The organism is Thauera sp. AutoDN2 (assembly GCF_051280715.1).
Lineage (GTDB): Bacteria > Pseudomonadota > Gammaproteobacteria > Burkholderiales > Rhodocyclaceae > Thauera.
Genome location: NZ_JBNCAR010000003.1, coordinates 142,588 through 157,913, shown reverse-complemented (window position 1 = coordinate 157,913; position 15,326 = coordinate 142,588). Strand labels below are relative to the sequence as shown.

The 15,326-nt window shown below is 67.0% G+C and carries 13 protein-coding genes and 1 tRNA gene; 3 read left to right on the top strand and 11 right to left on the bottom strand.

From position 1 onward, the window contains the following. Positions 1-2 precede the first annotated feature (2 nt). The 9 genes from ACPT9U_RS03395 to ACPT9U_RS03355 form a co-directional block, all read right to left on the bottom strand. A complete protein-coding gene (locus ACPT9U_RS03395; protein ID WP_435749884.1) occupies positions 3-1,013 on the bottom strand; it encodes a uroporphyrinogen decarboxylase family protein in 1,011 nt (336 codons plus the stop codon). After that, positions 1,010-1,684 (bottom strand): cobalamin B12-binding domain-containing protein, encoded by a 675-nt coding sequence (locus ACPT9U_RS03390; protein ID WP_435749883.1) that lies wholly within the window; start codon positions 1,682-1,684, stop codon positions 1,010-1,012. Before ACPT9U_RS03390 ends, ACPT9U_RS03395 begins: the two co-directional genes overlap by 4 nt. A gap of 183 nt (positions 1,685-1,867) precedes the next feature. Beyond that, a tRNA-Leu gene (locus tag ACPT9U_RS03385) sits at positions 1,868-1,952 on the bottom strand. A gap of 104 nt (positions 1,953-2,056) precedes the next feature. Beyond that, entirely contained in the window at positions 2,057-3,505 is a 1,449-nt protein-coding gene (locus ACPT9U_RS03380) for a mannose-1-phosphate guanylyltransferase/mannose-6-phosphate isomerase (protein ID WP_435749882.1), read from the bottom strand. Positions 3,506-3,547: 42 nt separating this feature from the next. Beyond that, the gene (gene rfbD, locus ACPT9U_RS03375; protein ID WP_435749881.1) at positions 3,548-4,456 is read right to left on the bottom strand and encodes a dTDP-4-dehydrorhamnose reductase; all 909 of its coding nucleotides are present in this window, start codon (positions 4,454-4,456) and stop codon (positions 3,548-3,550) included. Continuing rightward, entirely contained in the window at positions 4,453-5,523 is a 1,071-nt protein-coding gene (gene rfbB, locus ACPT9U_RS03370) for a dTDP-glucose 4,6-dehydratase (protein WP_435749880.1), read from the bottom strand. The genes rfbD and rfbB overlap by 4 nt, the downstream gene beginning before the upstream one ends. Positions 5,524-5,635: 112 nt before the next feature. Then, on the bottom strand, positions 5,636-6,787 hold the full coding sequence (locus ACPT9U_RS03365; protein WP_435749879.1) for a lipocalin-like domain-containing protein: 1,152 nt from the start codon (positions 6,785-6,787) through the stop codon (positions 5,636-5,638). A 38-nt stretch (positions 6,788-6,825) separates the two neighbouring features. After that, entirely contained in the window at positions 6,826-9,381 is a 2,556-nt protein-coding gene (locus ACPT9U_RS03360; RefSeq protein WP_435749878.1) for an FtsX-like permease family protein, read from the bottom strand. Next, positions 9,378-10,055 carry an ABC transporter ATP-binding protein gene (locus tag ACPT9U_RS03355; protein WP_435749877.1) on the bottom strand — a complete coding sequence of 226 codons (678 nt, stop codon included), beginning with the start codon at positions 10,053-10,055 and terminating at the stop codon, positions 9,378-9,380. The genes ACPT9U_RS03360 and ACPT9U_RS03355 overlap by 4 nt, the downstream gene beginning before the upstream one ends. Before the next feature lie 207 nt (positions 10,056-10,262). Here ACPT9U_RS03355 and hpnC point away from each other — a divergent pair, with 207 nt between their 5' ends. The 3 genes from hpnC to hpnE are packed head-to-tail and all read left to right on the top strand — an operon-like array spanning position 10,263 to position 13,263. Continuing rightward, the gene (hpnC, locus tag ACPT9U_RS03350; RefSeq protein WP_435749911.1) at positions 10,263-11,111 is read left to right on the top strand and encodes a squalene synthase HpnC; all 849 of its coding nucleotides are present in this window, start codon (positions 10,263-10,265) and stop codon (positions 11,109-11,111) included. After that, entirely contained in the window at positions 11,108-11,941 is an 834-nt protein-coding gene (gene hpnD, locus ACPT9U_RS03345; RefSeq protein WP_435749876.1) for a presqualene diphosphate synthase HpnD, read from the top strand. The genes hpnC and hpnD overlap by 4 nt, the downstream gene beginning before the upstream one ends. Beyond that, entirely contained in the window at positions 11,938-13,263 is a 1,326-nt protein-coding gene (gene hpnE, locus ACPT9U_RS03340) for a hydroxysqualene dehydroxylase HpnE (RefSeq protein ID WP_435749875.1), read from the top strand. Before hpnD ends, hpnE begins: the two co-directional genes overlap by 4 nt. Before the next feature lie 39 nt (positions 13,264-13,302). Here the strand turns inward: hpnE and ACPT9U_RS03335 are convergent, their stop codons facing one another. Then, positions 13,303-14,439, bottom strand: a complete 1,137-nt coding sequence (locus ACPT9U_RS03335) for a M14 family metallopeptidase (RefSeq protein WP_435749874.1) — start codon at positions 14,437-14,439, stop codon at positions 13,303-13,305. Positions 14,440-14,443: 4 nt separating this feature from the next. Then, positions 14,444-15,229 carry a peroxide stress protein YaaA gene (gene yaaA, locus ACPT9U_RS03330; protein ID WP_435749873.1) on the bottom strand — a complete coding sequence of 262 codons (786 nt, stop codon included), beginning with the start codon at positions 15,227-15,229 and terminating at the stop codon, positions 14,444-14,446. Positions 15,230-15,326 lie beyond the last annotated feature (97 nt).

Genomic DNA, 15,326 nt, shown 5'->3' with positions numbered 1-15,326 from the left:
GCTCAGTCCCCGCGAAGCGCCGCACCGATCGCGGAAATGTTGGCCGAGGCCGCCTCGGGCGGAATTTCGCAGCCGCTCGAGAGCAGGAAGCCCCCGCGAGCATGGAAGGTCGCAACCAGGGCACGCGCCTGCTGCTCGACCGCCTCCGGTTCGGCATCGAGGAAATCGAGCGATTTGAGGTTGCCTGCAAGACAGGTGCGAGGCAGGAGCCGACACGCCTCGTCAGCATCAACGTAATAGTCGAAGGTGGCGATATCGGCGCCGATACGCGGATAGCAGTCGAGGATGCCCGCGGTCGGCCCGGCGATGTTGAGCCAGGTGAAAGCCGCGCCCTCCTGGCGCAATGCGGACATCAGCTGCGTCAGCCTCGGCAGGAGATGCGCACGGAAGAATGCGGCCGGAACAACGGCAGGGGATGCAGCCGGATCAAACACGACGACGGCATGTGCGCCGGCATTGAGTTGCGCACGCGCAAAAAGGATAGCCAGCCGGGTCGAAAAATCGAGCGTCGCCGAAAAGCGCTGGGGATCGTCAATCGCGACATACAGGGCGCTTTCGATGCCATACAACTGGGCGCTCAGCGTCATCGGCCCAGCCACCGCGCCCGCGACAAGTGCGCTATCACCGAGCGCAGCACGCATCCTTCGCAGCCCATCCAGGCACACGGGCATCCGGCCGGAGATCTGCGGATCCGGCAGGGTCAGGCAATTCGCGTCCCCCTCCGGGATGAGCACCGGATCCACGATATCGGGGTAGCGATCCTCATAGAAGCGCAGCCCTGCGCCGAGCGCCTCAGCCTCAACCCCGAAATCCATGAAGCCGAAGACTGCGTCGGTGCCGTAGCGCTCCCGCTCCGCCAACTGCGCACATGCAAGTGCTGCTCCGTCATGGAGGTACGCGCGCAGGCTGAGGCCGGCATTCACCGCAGCGTGCCCGAACAGCTGTGGTACGAGAGGCGGGCGGTCGACGGCCTCAAAGCGGGTTGCGGCCAGGATGCGCTCAAGGCTGTTCATGACCGTTCATCGGCTTCCACGAGCCGCTCGAGATAGCGCGCCCCGTCGAAGGCATTCTCAGCCACGTAATCGACATCGAGGGCTCGGGGCTGCAACTGCTTCAGCGCGGCCCCTCCGGCGACGACTGGGAGTTCGCCAAGCCCCGCAGCGGAGAGCGCTGGCCGAACCTTCCGCACCTGGCTGACCACAGGACTGATCAGGCCACTCACGAGGACGGCAACCGCGTCTTCGCGCTGCGCTGCGCTCACAAGATTCTCCACCGGACAGTCACGCCCGAGATCAACGACGCGAAAGCCCTTGCCAACGAGCACCATCCGCACGATGTTCTTGCCGAGGTCGTGCACATCGCCTTCGAGTGTCGCAATCACGAAGGTGGCGCGCCCCTCGGTCGGGGCATAGCCGTCCGGATACAGCACACGGACAACCGCGGACACTGCGCGCCCGACCAGCATGATCTCAAGCAGGTTGAAGCTATCGACCGTGCACTTGTCATCGAGCCGACTCATCGCATGCTCGAGGCCTTCGGTGACGATTCGTTCGCGCGAACACCCCCGATCGATCAGAACCTGCGTCGCGGTGAGGGCCAACTTGTGATCGCCGGCAAGCAGGGCGTCGATAAGGGGCTGAAAGTCGAACTCAGCCCTCGGATCGCCAGGCGGCACATTGGACATGGCCATCCTCATGCGGGTGGGAGACGACTCGACTATAAGACCGCGGCGTTACGGCTGCAACTTTCAAGTTAACATAACGCAGATTCTTCGCTTTTTATCCATGGGCACGCGAAACAGAGCCGGGATGTGTCCGACCTTACGGCACATCCCGACCTTGTTCCATCGAACCCTTGCTGCGCTTGATGGTGCGGGGAAAGAGACTCGAACTCTCACGCCTTGCGGCGCTGGAACCTAAATCCAGTGCGTCTACCAATTCCGCCATCCCCGCGGTGCCGAGAAGCGGCACGCATTATACACAGGCATGCATGCCCCGAGCCCTGCAGTCCGAAAGACCAGCAGGTGCATCGAGTTGGCCGCCACCCAGGGGCGGCGTCACGCCGGCGCCCGTCCGTACGTGTCTTCGAACCGCACGATGTCGTCTTCGCCAAGGTAGCTGCCCGACTGGACCTCGATGATCTCGAGCGGCACTTTGCCCGGGTTCGAGAGCCGATGCGTATGTCCAAGCGGAATGTAGGTCGACTCGTTCTCGGCAAGCAGGAAGGTCTTGTCGCCGCTGGTGACCTCGGCCGTGCCTCGCACCACGATCCAGTGCTCCGCGCGATGGTGGTGCATCTGCAGACTGAGCTTGGCGCCCGGATTGACCACGATCCGCTTCACCTGAAAGCGCTCACCGGCGTCGATCGAGTCGTACCAACCCCAGGGGCGATACACCTTGCGGTGGCTCTGGGTGAGGCTGCGGCCTTCGGCCTTGAGGCGGGCGACCACCTTCTTCACGTCCTGGGTGCGGGTCTTGTGTGCGACCATGACCGCGTCGGGTGTTTCCACCACGATCATGTCCTCGCATCCGATCGCCGCGACGAGTCGGCTGTCGGCGTGCACGAGGGTATTGTGGCTGCCTTCGAAAATCACTTCGCCGCGTGCGGCGTTGCCATCGGCGTCCTTCTCCGACACGGCCCACAATGCATCCCAGGCCCCCACGTCGGACCAGCCGGCCGAGAGCGGAACGACCACGCCCTGCCCCAGATCCGACGCTGTCGCGAGCTTCTCCATCACCGCATAGTCGATCGAATCGCTCGGGCTGCGCTCGAAGGCGGCTGCATCCAGCCGCACGAAGTCGGCATCCTGGCTGCGCCCGTCGATCGCTGCGGAGCAGCTGCGCGCCATGTCCGGATTGAAGTGGGTGATGGCAGCCATCCACACAGAGGCCTTCATCATGAAGATCCCGCTGTTCCAGTAGTACTCGCCGCTGGACACGTAGCGCTCAGCGGTCTCCCGGTCAGGCTTCTCGACGAACTCTTCCAGAGTACGCGCGCCCTCGCCCGCCGCAAGCACGGCACCGGCGCGAATGTAGCCGTATCCCGTTTCTGCGCGGTCGGGCACGATGCCGAAGGTCACGAGCGCGCCGCTTCGTGCCGCGGCCGCACCCACGGCGATCGTGTGCTGAAAAGCGCCCAGATCACCGATGACGTGGTCCGCCGGCATCACGAGCAGAATGGGGTCCCCCTCCTCCGCTGCGGTGAGCGCGGCCAGCGTGAGCGCCGGCGCGGTATTGCGTCCCACGGGCTCGAGCACGATCTGCGGCGAACGCACCCCGATCTGGCGCAGCTGCTCGGCGATGATGAAGCGATACTCCTCGTTCGTGATCACGAGCGGGCGCGGGTCGACCTCGGCGGCGGTAAAGCCTCTCAACCGCGTCGCGGTCTCCTGGAGCAGCGAACGCTCACCGGTGAGCGGCAGCAGTTGTTTGGGATAGCTCTCGCGCGAAGCCGGCCACAATCGGGTTCCCGAGCCCCCGGAGAGAATCACGCTCTTGATGGTCATGGCGTCCTCTGTGCTGTTCCTTCAGTCTCTTCTGGTATGCCTTCACGACACGCTGGATTCCCGCCCCGCGATCTCCTGCAGCATGCGGGCCACGCCATCGCGCCAGTCGGGCAGTTGGAGGCCGAAGCGGCTGCGCAGCAGCGCGGTGTCCAGGCGCGAGTTGAGCGGCCGCTCGGCAGCGGTGGGGTAGTCGCGCGTACCGATCGGGACGATCTCACGCACCTTGAGTAACACCCCGATCTGGCGCGCATGTTCGATGACGAACTGCGCGTAGCCGTGCCAGCTGGTCTCGCCATCGGCGGCCAAGTGGTACAGGCCCCCAAGCCCGGGATCGGCCTGGACTGCGCGGATCGCATGCGCACTGACGTCGGCAATCAACTCGGCCCCCGTTGGTGCGCCGAACTGATCCGCGATCACGCGCAGGCTGTCGCGCTCGGCCGCCAGGCGCAGCATGGTGCGGGGAAAATTATTCCCGCGTGCAGCATGGACCCAGGAGGTGCGAAAGATCAGATGACGGCATGCGCTCGCACGAATTGCCTCTTCACCCGCAAGCTTGCTGCGGCCATATACCGAGAGCGGACCTGTGGGCGCATCCTCGCGCCAAGGCCGCGCGCCACTGCCGTCGAACACATAGTCGGTCGAGTAATGCACCAGCAGGGTGCCGAGCCGTCCGGCTTCGGTGGCGAGCACCCGAACCGCATCGGCATTGATCCGCCGGGCCCGCGCTTCGTCCGTCTCGGCCTTATCCACCGCCGTATAGGCTGCCGCATTGACGATGATCCCCGGCGCGAGCTTGCGCACCGTCGCTTCCAGCCCCTGCAGATCCTCGAGATCGCCATGCAGTCCGTCCGTGCCACGCCGATCCAGCGCCACCACTTCGCCCAGCGGTGCGAGTGCGCGTTGCAGTTCCCAGCCCACCTGCCCGTTCTTGCCGAGGAGCAGGATTTTCATTGCTCGGCCTCACGTTCGGCGTAATTGCGGCTGACCCAGTCGCGATACGCGCCGCTCTGCACGTTCGCCAGCCATGCCGGATTGTCGAGATACCATTCCACGGTCTTGCGGATGCCGCTCGCGAAGGTTTCCGCCGGGCGCCAGCCGAGCTCGCGCTCGATCTTGCGCGCGTCGATCGCGTACCGGCGATCGTGGCCGGGGCGGTCTGTTACGTGGGCGATCAGCCGCTCACGGCTTCCGGCTGGATCAGGCCGCAGGGCATCGAGCAGCCCGCATACGGTACGCACGATCTCGATGTTGGCCAACTCGTTCCAGCCACCGATGTTGTAGGTTTCCCCGCTGCGCCCGCGCGCGAGCACCTCGCGGATCGCGCTGCAGTGGTCCCCCACGTAGAGCCAGTCACGCACATTGAGCCCGTCGCCGTACACCGGCAGGGGCTTGCCTGCGAGCGCATTGACGATCATCAGCGGGATCAGCTTCTCCGGAAACTGGCAGGGACCATAGTTGTTCGAGCAGTTGGTGGTCAGCACCGGCAATCCGTAGGTGTGATGCCAGGCGCGCACCAGATGGTCGCTGGCGGCCTTGCTCGCCGAGTACGGGCTGTTCGGCTCGTAGGTCTTGGTCTCGGTGAAGGCCGGATCGTTCGGTCCCAGCGAGCCATAGACCTCATCGGTGCTCACGTGCAGGAAGCGAAATCCCTCGCGCGCATTCGCGGGCAGCCCGGACCAGTACGCGCGCGCGGCTTCGAGCAGGGTGAAGGTGCCTTCCACGTTGGTGCGGACGAACGCGCCCGGCCCGTGAATGGAACGATCGACATGGCTCTCCGCCGCAAAATGCACGATGGCCCGCGGCGCATGTTCGGCGAACAGGCGGTCCAGCAGCGGCCGGTCGCAAATGTCGCCATGCACGAACACGTGGCGCGGATCGTTCTGCAGGGAAGCCAGGTTCTCGAGGTTGCCCGCGTAGGTGAGGGCATCCAGGTTGAGTACCGGCTCATCACTACCCTTCAGCCAGTCGAGTACGAAATTTGCGCCGATGAAGCCGGCGCCGCCCGTAACGAGGATCACAATGCCATTCCTGCCCAGATTGGAAGGGCTCCATTATCGCATCGCACACGGCCGCTTGGGCGTCTGTCACGCGCGCGCGGGTGCATGCCAGCGCGATCGCGTGAGGGGGCCATCACATGCGCAGGCGCTCGGCGTAGCCGGTCATCTCCAGATAGCCCTCGCCGATTTCCTTGTGCACTTCGCCGGTGGGTTCGACCGCATACAGGCGGACTGCACCCTCCCAATAGATAGCGCCCGTGGAGGCGCGGCTGTCCAGCTCCTGGTCGTCCAGCAGCGGGCGGATGACGAAGCGGCACCCGTCCTTCAGCTCAAGCGCCCATTCGACCGGGTACTCGATCCCGGTGCGTGGCGAGCGCCAGTGGCGCAAGGGTGTGAAGCGCAGGGTTTCAGGCCCGAGCGTCTGCGTTGCGCCCTGTGCATCACCGACCGTGCCTGCACCCCAGATCGCGTTTCCGTTCGCGTCGCGCATCTGGAAGCCCATCAGGCTGCCCCCATCGTGCAGGTTGATCCCGACCCAGTCCCAGCCGCGCGCATTCTCGGGAAGGATCTCGCTCGACCACTCATGATCCAGCCACGCCCTGCCCTCCACCGCATGGTCCCGCCCATCCACGCGCAGGCTGCCCCGCACCGCGAGCTGTGGGCGGCTGTAGTAGTAGCTGGCGTTGAGCGGATCGGGCGCCTTCTGGCTGAACCCGCCGCGCCCGTTCTCCACCGGTGGTCGATCCGGGTGAAACTCCAGCTCGAAGGCGAAATCCTCGGCCTCGATCCGGCTCCGGTATTCACCCATCAAGTCCGCACTGCCTTCGAGGAACCAGTCCTCGACACGCACGGACGTACGTCCCTCCTCGGCCTCGACCAGTCCGGGGAACACCCGTCCCGAGCGCTCGGCATGCCGCAGGCGCCCGTGTCCGGCATCGGCCACAGCGGCGTGGGCAAGCACGAGTTGCCGGGGCGCGAAGCGGCTCGGATTGTCCTCACCGATGCGGGTGCGCACCCGGAAGAAGGTGAGCTGAAAGCCTCGCGCCTTGCCCGCCTCATCCCGCAGCCAGCCGGTGATGTACCACCACTCGGTGCGATAGGCGGGATGCGCGCCGAAATCCTGCGGAAACACAAGAGCGCTTCCGGGTCGCACGGCCGGATAGTCCGGATCGTCCCTATCGGCCTGCGCGCGAGCGACCGCGGGGTTCAGCAGTACCGCCACCGCGACACAGAAGGCCAGCAAGGCCCCCGGCAGCCTGCCCGGTGCATTCTCCTTACCCGCCATAGGCCATCCTTTCCCGAGCATCCGCATCCCCATGTTCCTCACCAGTCCGCCTTCACCGCCAGCACGGCAGAGCGCTGCATCGCATGGCGGCCGGCGAGCCTGGCCACCAGCGCCGCGAGCAGGATCAGGCTGGCCACGAAAAGCGCCAACGCTCCCCAGGGAACCGCCAGCTCCATGCTCCAGTGAAAACTCTGGCGGTTGATGATCTCGATCAGGATCCAGGCAATCGCCGCCCCAGCCACAAGGCCTGCGAGCACCCCCAGCGCCGCGGTGAGCGCGCCTTCGAGTGCGATCAGGCGGCCGATTTCCCCGCGCGTGAAGCCGAGGTGCCTGAGCATGCCGAACTCGCCCTGGCGGGTCACCGCGAGCGCCGCGAAGGTCGTGGCGATGCCAAACAGCCCGATCATCACCGCAACCGCTTCCATCAGATAGGTGATGAGGAAGGTGCGATCGAAGATCTCCAGACTCAGTGCCCGGATCTCGCCAGGGAGCGCGATCGTCACGTGCTCCGCGCCGAAGCGCGTGCGCAGGGCCTCGGCCACCGCCGGCGGCGCCGCACCGGGCTGGAGCAGGATGGCCGCATCATTCACCCGTTGATCGCCGGTCAGGCGCACGTAATCTGCGCTTTCGATCAGACCGGCACCGTGCTGGCGGGCGTAGTCGCGCCATACCCCCGCAACGATGAAGCGCACCATCCGCCCACCCAGCGGCAGCTCGAAAACCGCCCCGCGTGCAAGCCGGTGCCGGTCCGCCGCCGCCTCTGAAACCCAGATCGGCGGCAATCCATCCGCCTGGGCCGGGGGCGCCATGGAACCGCTGACCAGCGGCAGCCCCCAGTTGCCCTGCGAGGGGCGGGCCAGCACGCTGAACAGGGGCTCATCGTCCGACAGCCGCAGGTTGATCAGCCGTGTCGTATCCACGCGCGCCACGCCCTCGGTCGCTGCGATCATTGCCAGTGCTGCCGGATCGAGGTATCCGCTGCCCGAGGAGACCGAAGCACGCATGTACAGATCGGCCGGCAGCACCTGCGCCAGCCAGTCATCGACCGATACCCGGAACGAGCTCACCATGATCGCCATGGATACCGCGAGCGCCACGCTCGCGATCACCCCCGCACCCGCCACGACCGCCTGCCCAGGCGTGCCCGAAAGCCGCGCATGTGCAAGCCGCCAGATCACCGTGCGCCCTCTCGCGAGCAGAGGCAGCACGCGCCGCGCGATCACCGGCAGCGCGAGCACGGCGGCCGCCAGCACGAACACGACCGCCGCATACCCGCCAACCGGAATCCCCCGCAACGGCGGCAGCAGGCAGGCCAGGACCGCCAGCGCAACCATCGCCGCGGCGTACCCGCTGCGGGTGTGTCCTTGCGGCAGCCCGCCGCGCTCGTGCTCCCCCGCCCTGAGCGCGTGTGCGGGTGCGACCCGAGCGGCTTCCCGCGCTGGAAGCCAGGTCCCGGCCAGTCCTGCGCATACCCCGAGCACAAGGTAGGAAAGGCTCAATAGCGTATCGAAGTGCAGACTGGGTACGAGGCCGCGGAAGAACCCGGCGCCGAGGTCTCCCCCCACGAAATGAAAGGCGCCGGCGGCCAGCGCGTGCCCAAGCGCCGCACCGAGCAGCCCTCCGACCAGGCCCACCGCGGCCCCTTCGGCAAGCAGGCCGCGCATCAGCGTGCGCCGCTCGAGCCCCAGCGCGCGCAACAGGGCAAACTCGCGGCGCCGCCTGGCAACAGAGAGCAGCTGTGTCGAAAACACCAGAAACGCGCCGGTCACCAGCGCGATGGCCGCGAGCATGGTCAGATTGACCCGGTAGGCGCGCGAGAGCGTGCCGACCTCGCTCGCCGCGGCTTCCGGCGGTCGCAGCGCGAGCCCCGGCGGCAGCGTCGGGTTCAGCGCAGCGAGGGCCTGGGGCACGCTCAGTCCGCGCGCGATCTTCAGATCCACGCGGCTCAGCGTGCCGATACGGCCAAACACCTGCTGTGCCGCCGCGATGTCCATCACGCCGATTACCCCCGCCATACCCGGGACGCGCCCGGCGACCTCTAGCGTAACGCTGCGCACGCCGGACTGCACCAGCACCCTGTTCTCGCGCATCGCAGGCGGCTGCGACTCACCATCACCGCTGCGATCCGCTTCCTGCAGGCGCGCACGCGCGTCGTCACTCAGGAACAGCCTGCCCGGCTGGAGTGCCGCAAAGCGCCCGCCTGCATCTGCCCCATCGTCGGCGAGCGGAATCAGCCCCGGCTGCATGCGCAGCACACGAAAGACGTCGACGCCGAGGATGCGCAGGGCGTCCTCGCGCCCCGGCAGGCGGGCCTCGACCTCGAGGATAGGACTCGCCGCGGCCACTGCGGGATGCCGCGCCAGCGCCACGAACACCGCCTCATCGAAACCGTCGCGCGGCCCCACCAGTTGCAGATCGGCTTCGCCGGCCACCAGCCGCATGCCGCGGCCAAACTCATCGAGCGCCGCGCCGTGAATCAGTTGTACCGCCAGCCCGAGCGCAACCCCGAGCGCGATCGCGAGCAGGGACAAGGCGGTGGCGAGCCGGCGTCGCAGGAGGCTGGCAAGAAAGACGTGGCGCAGTGATGCGTTCATGCGCGAACCGTGATGTCGTGCAAGCCATCCATGCGCAGCTCGACCACACGGTCGGCACGCGCGGCCGCAGCGCGCGAGTGCGTGACCAGCACCCCCGCCGCACCCGAGTCCCGGATCTGGCCCAGCAACAGATCGAGCACGTCCGCGGCGCGACCAGGGTCGAGGTTGCCAGTGGGTTCGTCGGCGAGCACCAGGTGCGGCCGATGCACCAGGGCGCGCGCGATCGCCACGCGCTGCATTTCACCGCCGGAGAGTTGCTGTGGCGCATCGAGGGCGCGCGCCCCCAGACCGACCCGCTCCAGCATCGCACGAGCGCTCGCCTCGGCCTGCGCTGCAGGCGTGTCGAGCAACCACAAGGGGAGCGCGACGTTCTGCAACAGGTTCAGATGGGGCAGGATGTGGAAGGCCTGAAACACGAAGCCGTAGTGGCTGCGCCGCAGGCGCGCCATCGCGTCGTCCTCCAGCCGCTCGATCGACGAGGGGCCGACCCGGATGCTGCCACTGTCGATCGGCTCCAAGCCGGCGACGCAGTTGAGCAGCGTCGATTTGCCTACGCCCGACTCACCGACGATCGCAACGCACTCGCCCGCCTCGACGCGCAGGGAAAGCCGGTCGAAGAGGGCGCGCTGCGGCGGCCCGGGGAGCGTCTTTGAAAGGCTGACGAGTTCCAGCATGGGAGAACATCCGATTGAACGCGGCAGGAAAGCGCCGACGCGAAGACGAGATTGTGTCATCCCGCACCGCAAAAAGTTGCACCGATGCACACCGCGCGATGCATGCCGCACAACTTGCCGGCAGCCGAGCGCCGCCTGGTGCGCGATATACTCCGCGCTCCTGTACAGCACTCACCGGCCCGCGGTGACGTCTGCGCCACGCTCCCCATGCCGGTCGAACACTACGAGAACTTCCCGGTCGCATCCCTGCTTCTACCCGCGCACCTGCGTGCGCCGGTGGAGGCCGTCTATGCCTTCGCGCGCAGCGCGGATGACGTGGCGGACGAAGGCGATGCGCTGCCGCAGGACCGGCTTGCCCGCCTGCACGATTACCGTCAGGCGCTGGAGGCCTGTGCAAACGGACAGGCGGTTAGCGACCCCGAGCTGGCGCCCATGTTCGCGCGCCTGGGTCAGGCGATCCGGGCGCATGCGCTTCCGGTCCAACCCCTGCGCGACCTGCTCGATGCCTTCATGCAGGATGTCGGCAAGACACGCTACGCCGACTTCGCCGAACTGCGCGACTACTGCCGGTGCTCGGCCGATCCCGTGGGTCGGCTCATGCTGGCACTGCACCGTGCCGACAGCGCGGAAAACCTGCGCCGTTCGGATGCCGTCTGCACCAGTCTGCAGCTCATCAATTTCTGCCAGGATGTCGCGATCGACTGGCGCAAGGCGCGCATCTACCTGCCGCAGGACGACATGGCCCGCTTCGGCGTCGACGAGGCACAACTGGACGGGCTGGCGCGGGGCCGCAGCCCGGTCACCGGGCCGTGGCAGTCCCTGCTCGCCTTCGAGGTCGGGCGGGCGCGCACATTGATGCGCGAAGGCGCCCCGCTTGCGCGCGCCCTGCCTGGCCGGGTCGGCTGGGAGCTGCGCCTGGTCGTGCTCGGCGGCCTGCACATTCTCGAACGCATCGAGGCCGTCGGCTACGATGTGTTCCGCCACCGTCCCACGCTGGGTCGCAGCGACTGGCTGCGCCTGGGCTGGCGCGCCCTGAACTACGGAAAGTTTGCATGAATCCGCACGATTACTGCCAGGACAAAGCCGCAAAGAGCGGCTCCAGCTTCTACTACAGCTTCATGTTCCTCCCCGCCGAGCGGCGCCGGGCGATCACCGCGCTGTACGCCTTCTGCCGCGAGGTGGACGACGTGGTGGACGAATGCCATGACCTCTCGCTCGCACAGACCAAGCTGGAGTGGTGGCGACAGGAGGTCGGGCGCATCTACGGTGGCGTGCCCACGCATCCGGTCGGTCATGCGCTGAAGGACGTGTTGCAGGGCTTTCGTCTGCCACAGGAACAACTGCTCGAGATCATCGACGGCATGGCGATGGATCTCTCCCAGACCCGTTACCTCGATTTCAAGGGACTGCAGCTCTACTGCTACCGCGTCGCAAGCGTCGTCGGCCTGCTCGCGGCGGAGATCTTCGGCTACCAGGACCGGCAGACGCTCAAGTACGCGCACGATCTGGGGCTGGCCTTCCAGCTCACCAACATCATCCGCGACGTGGGCGAGGACGCCCGCCGCGGCCGCATCTACCTGCCGATCGAGGATCTGCAGCGCTTCGAGGTCCCGGCTCGGGACATCCTCGAGGGGCGCTACTCCGAGCCCTTCAGGGCGCTGATGGCGTTCCAGGCCGAGCGTGCGGAGAAATTCTACGATCAGGCCTTCGCCCACCTGCCCGCGGTTGACCGCAAAGCGCAGCGCCCCGGGCTGGTGATGGCCGCCATCTACCGCACGCTGTTGCGCGAGATCGCCGCCGACGGCTTCAAGGTGCTGGACCGCCGCACCTCCCTGACCCCGCTGCGCAAGGTCTGGCTGGCCGGCACCACCTGGTTCCGCGCATGAGCGCACCCGAGGTCGCAATCATCGGCGCGGGCTACGCCGGGCTCGCCTGCGCCGTCGAACTGGCGCGGGCCGGGGTGCACGTCACGGTGTTCGAGCGCTCGCACACCATGGGCGGGCGGGCGCGCGTGGTGCACAAGGACCACCACTGGCGGGTGGACAACGGCCAGCACATCCTGATCGGCGCGTACACCGAGCTCACCCGCCTGCTGCGACTCACCGGGGTTTCACCCAAGCAGCTTGCGCACCTGCCGCTGACCCTGCACGTCCCCGGCCGCCTGCACCTGAAGGCGGCCGCCCTGCCCGCCCCTTTCCATCTGGCGGTGGGGCTGCTGCGTGCAAAGGGACTCGGTTGGGGGGATCGCCTCGCGATGCTGCACATGATGCGCTGGCTGAAGAAGCGCAACTTCCGCCTGGACGACCCCGGGATGCATGTCGACGCCCTGCTCTCGGAGACCCGCCAGACGCCCGCACTGCGCACACTGATCTGGGAGCCGCTGTGCGTGGCGGCATTGAACACCCCCGTGGCGGAATCCTCTGCCCAGATATTTGCCAATGTGCTGCGCGACAGCCTGGCCGCCGGCGCGGCAGCGAGCGAACTGCTGTTGCCGCGCACCGACCTGTCCGAACTGTTTCCGGTCCCGGCAGCGCGCTACATCGGTGTTCGCCGCGGCAAGCTGCGCACCGGCCATGCGATCGAATCGATCTCGCCTGTTGCGGGCGGGCTTGCCCTGGGCGGCGACAGCCAGGGCAAGGCCTGGCGCCACGTCGTCGTCGCCACGGCGCCCTACCATGCCAGCGCGCTGCTTGCGTCCACCGGCGCCTGCGACCGGCTGGCCGCGCAGATCGATGCGCTGGAGCATGAGCCGATCGTTTCCGTCTACCTCGCCCTGGGCAAGGGCGAGCGCTTGCCCGAACCGATGATCGGCCTCGCAGGAGGCGATCCCGCCGATCCCGCGCAATGGGTGTTCGACCGCGGCCAGCTGGGGGGGGCGGAGGGGCTGATGTCCTGTGTGATCAGTGCGCGCGGCCCACATGAAGCCTTGGCGCGCGACGAGCTCATCCTGGCCGTGCATGCCCAGCTCGAACGCCAGCTTGGCCGGCGGCTCCCCGCCCCGGAGTGGTCGCAAGTGATCGTCGAGCGGCGCGCCACGTTTGCCTGCCGGCCGGGCATCCTGCGCCCGGGACTGCGCACGCCGCTGCCCGGCCTTTGGCTGGCGGGGGATTACCTGGATTCGGAGTACCCGGCCACGCTGGAGTCCGCAGTGCGTTCGGGTGTGGCCTGCGCCACCGCCATCCTCGCAGAACTGGGAAGCAAGGGCTGAAGACCGGGTGGGTTGTCCCAATCGCCCGGGCGGGCTCGTTCAGCCTGCGCGCCCGGCCTCCAGATGGCGCAGGATCGGATTGAGCATCGCCGCGCCCAGGCGCTTGCTGCGTGCGCCATTCCAGCCCACGTGCCCATCGGGCAGGTTGGCGTTGTCCTTGAAGGGCATCTCCAGCGTCAGCGAAACGCACCCGAAGCGGTGCGCCACCCATTTGCTCGCGAGCGTCAGCAGCTCGTCCGCGAAGCGCCCGGGTTTGTAGCCCTCGTGCGTCTGGAAGTCCGGACTCACCGCAGCGAAGCACTCGATGAAGCGCGCCTGGGCCTCGAGCGCTTCGGCACCATATCCCGGCACCTCTTCTGCGGTAGAGAAGAACACATAGGGCAAGGACTCGTCGCCGTGGATGTCGAGGAATAGCTCGCAGCCGGTGCGCTCCATCTCGGACCGTACCCGCAGCACCTCCGGGCTCGTCGCCGCGTCGGGTTCGCGCCAGGCGCGGTTGAGGTTACAGCCCGCCGCATTGGTGCGCAGGTTGCCGCGCACTGCGCCGTCCGGGTTCATGTTGGGCACGATGTACAGCACGGCGTGTTCGCGCACCTTGCGCGCCACTGCGTCCGCGCCGTCCAGCAGGCGCTCGAGCAGACCTTCGACGAACCACTCCGCCATGGTCTCGCCCGGGTGTTGGCGGGCGATGATCCACAGCGGCACGCGCCGCGGAGAAGGCCGCCCGACCTCGATCAGGTCAAGGTCGCGCCCTTCGACCGTGCTGCCGAGGTTGCGTACCTGGGCATAGGGCGACTGCTCCACCCGCCCGACCAGATCGAGATGGCGCTCGTGCGAATAGGGCTCGAAATACGCGTAATAGAGGGTGTCGCGCTCGGGCGTATGCTCGACGATCAGCGCCCCGTCTTCGTAGCGGGTCGTGGCGATGCGGAACCAGTTCTGGCGGTCATAGGAGGCCACGCATCGGTAATCCGGCCAACCCTCCGGGTAGGCGGCGCTGGCCGCGTTCTCGAACACCATGCGCACAGGCTTGCCAGCGGCACCCGTGAGCCGGAAATGGAACCACTGGTGGAAGTCGGCCGCGTTGTCGCTGCGCAAGCGCAGGCGGATGTTGGATGGGTCTTCGAGGCTGAGAACCTCGATCGCACCCGAATCGAAGGCGCAGCTGATCTTCATCGCCTCACACCTCGCGGCGACGGAAGACCAGCCGGTCGGCCTCCGAAGCCTCGGGCGCAAACGCATAGCCCTCGCGATCGAAACCCTCGAGCGCATCGAGCGCATCGATCCGCTTGCGGATCACGTAGCGGCTCATCAGTCCGCGCGCGCGCTTGGCGTAGAAGCTGATGATCTTGTAACGCCCGCCCTTCCAGTCCTCGAACACCGGCGTGACGATGCGCCCGTTCAGCTTCTTCGGCTTCACCGACTTGAAGTACTCGTCCGAGGCCAGGTTGAGCAGCACCCGCTCGCGGCCCGCTTGCTCTTCGCGGGACAGCAGTCGGTTGAGTTCGGCAGTGATGCGCTCGCCCCAGAACTCATAGAGGTTCTTTCCGCGCGGGCTGGCGAGCCGCGTGCCCATCTCCAGCCGGTAGGGCTGCATGAGGTCGAGCGGACGAAGCACGCCATACAGGCCGGAGAGGATGCGCAGATGATCCTGTGCCCAGGCCAGATCCTCGGCCGACAGGCTCGCCGCATCCAGGCCTTCGTATACATCGCCATTGAAAGCGAGCACCGCCTGCTTCGCATTGGCGGGAGAGAACGGCCGCGACCAGCTCGCATAGCGCGCCACGTTCAGGCTCGCGAGCGCGTCGGAAAGGGACATCAACTCGGCGACCTGTGCCGGCGAATAGTCGCGCAGCACGGAGATGAGTTCGGCCGCATCGTCGAGAAAATCGGGTTGGGTATGGGTTGACGTGACGGGTGGCGTTTCGAAATCGAGCGCTTTTGCCGGAGAGATGACGAGGAGCATGTGCAGAATCTTCGCGGAAGCGGCACGGAGGCCGGACCCGGTGAATGTTAACGCGAATCGGATCCGGCGCGTCATCACCCAGACCGCCCTCCACGCG

Excerpts from the sequence above, each read along its gene's own strand:
- ACPT9U_RS03365 (WP_435749879.1), bottom strand. The coding sequence starts at position 6,787 with ATGGCGGGTAAGGAGAATGCACCGGGCAGGCTGCCGGGGGCCTTGCTG.
- ACPT9U_RS03335 (WP_435749874.1), bottom strand. The coding sequence starts at position 14,439 with ATGAAGATCAGCTGCGCCTTCGATTCGGGTGCGATCGAGGTTCTCAGC.
- ACPT9U_RS03380 (WP_435749882.1), bottom strand. The coding sequence starts at position 3,505 with ATGACCATCAAGAGCGTGATTCTCTCCGGGGGCTCGGGAACCCGATTG.
- ACPT9U_RS03395 (WP_435749884.1), bottom strand. The coding sequence starts at position 1,013 with ATGAACAGCCTTGAGCGCATCCTGGCCGCAACCCGCTTTGAGGCCGTC.
- ACPT9U_RS03355 (WP_435749877.1), bottom strand. The coding sequence starts at position 10,055 with ATGCTGGAACTCGTCAGCCTTTCAAAGACGCTCCCCGGGCCGCCGCAG.
- hpnC (WP_435749911.1), top strand. The coding sequence starts at position 10,263 with ATGCCGGTCGAACACTACGAGAACTTCCCGGTCGCATCCCTGCTTCTA.
- hpnD (WP_435749876.1), top strand. The coding sequence starts at position 11,108 with ATGAATCCGCACGATTACTGCCAGGACAAAGCCGCAAAGAGCGGCTCC.
- hpnE (WP_435749875.1), top strand. The coding sequence starts at position 11,938 with ATGAGCGCACCCGAGGTCGCAATCATCGGCGCGGGCTACGCCGGGCTC.
- rfbD (WP_435749881.1), bottom strand. The coding sequence starts at position 4,456 with ATGAAAATCCTGCTCCTCGGCAAGAACGGGCAGGTGGGCTGGGAACTG.
- ACPT9U_RS03360 (WP_435749878.1), bottom strand. The coding sequence starts at position 9,381 with ATGAACGCATCACTGCGCCACGTCTTTCTTGCCAGCCTCCTGCGACGC.
- yaaA (WP_435749873.1), bottom strand. The coding sequence starts at position 15,229 with ATGCTCCTCGTCATCTCTCCGGCAAAAGCGCTCGATTTCGAAACGCCA.
- ACPT9U_RS03390 (WP_435749883.1), bottom strand. The coding sequence starts at position 1,684 with ATGTCCAATGTGCCGCCTGGCGATCCGAGGGCTGAGTTCGACTTTCAG.